This is a genomic window from Pseudonocardia halophobica (genome assembly GCF_027922425.1).
Lineage (GTDB): Bacteria > Actinomycetota > Actinomycetes > Mycobacteriales > Pseudonocardiaceae > Pseudonocardia > Pseudonocardia halophobica.
In genome coordinates, this window is sequence record NZ_BSFQ01000123.1 from 1 (window position 1) to 1,185 (window position 1,185).

Genomic DNA, 1,185 nt, shown 5'->3' on the forward strand with positions numbered 1-1,185 from the left:
CTTGGCACCGGTGCGCCGAGCGGCGGCACCCTCACCGCCGACGCGCAACATTCTCGAACGGACTATTGACACTCCCGCGGCGCCCCGGGTTAGTGTTCAGACCACCAGATCACCTGAGATCTCGTGCCAACGGCCAGGGATCTGGGTAGGACAGCCGGCCGCCGATTCCACCCCGCGCCGGCTCGGAAGCCCCCTGGAAGCGGTCATCCGCATCACCGCAAAGGAGCAGCGATGTCCTCGCTCGACTACACCTACAAGCACATCGACGACCACATCGACCGCTCGAGGATGCTCGCCCCGACCATCGACATCGAGAAGACGATGCTGCTGGTCCTGGACATGCAGAAGGCGTGCGCAGAGCCGGACGGCGCGATGTACATCCCGAGTGTCGGTGGTGCCCCGGAGGGCAAGGACGTCATCCAGCCCGTCGTCACGGTGCTGGAGGCCTGCCGGGCCAAGGGCATCCCGGTCGTCTGGTCGCTGTGGGGCCTGCGTCCCGACGGCAAGGACGCCGGGTACGCCGACATCAAGTGGGGCCTCGAGGGTCAGTTGGCGACGTTCCCCGGAAGCTGGGGCAACGGCGGCGACGAGCTGGTCGACGAGCTCAAGCCGCTGCCCGACGAGCCGGTCATCCGCAAGCACCGCTTCAGCTCGTTCTACGGCAGCGCGCTGACCGAGTACATGCGCAAGGCGGGCTGCGACACCCTCGTCGTCGCCGGCCTCTCCACCGGCAACTGCCAGCTGGCCACCGCCATCGACGGGGCTAACCAGGACTTCAAGATGATCGTTCTCGCCGACACCACCGCGGCCATCCCGTCGGGCAAGGACGACCCGCTGGGTTACGGCCAGCACTGGGAGGCCCTGCGCCAGATTCAGGCCAATCACGGCGACGTCCGCACCAGCATCGAGTTCCTGGAGATGATCGGCGCCTGAGCGCGTCCCGGGGCCCGCGCGCCCGTGCGGGCCCCGCTCTCCCCTCCTGCTCACCACACCCGACGAAGAAGAAGGAGTTCCTGATGTCGCTCTCCGGCAAGCGAGTCGCCCTGCTGATCGAGGACGAGTACCAGATCCTCGAGGGCTGGTACCCCTACCTGCGCCTGCAGGAGGCCGGCGCCGACGTCAAGGTCGTCGGTAGCGGCACCAAGAGCAGCTACGACAGCAAGGAGCACTACCCGATGGAGGCAG

At 67.3% G+C, this 1,185-nt stretch carries 1 protein-coding gene; it reads left to right on the forward strand.

Going from position 1 to position 1,185, the window contains the following annotated elements; translation table 11 throughout:
* Positions 1 to 231 precede the first annotated feature (231 nt).
* The gene (locus PKE99_RS37595; protein WP_037054077.1) at positions 232 to 933 is read left to right on the forward strand and encodes a cysteine hydrolase family protein; all 702 of its coding nucleotides are present in this window, start codon (positions 232 to 234) and stop codon (positions 931 to 933) included.
* The last annotated feature ends 252 nt before the right edge of the window (positions 934 to 1,185 follow it).

Coding starts and splice junctions, on each gene's coding strand:
- PKE99_RS37595 (WP_037054077.1), top strand. CDS start 232: ATGTCCTCGCTCGACTACACCTACAAGCACATCGACGACCACATCGAC.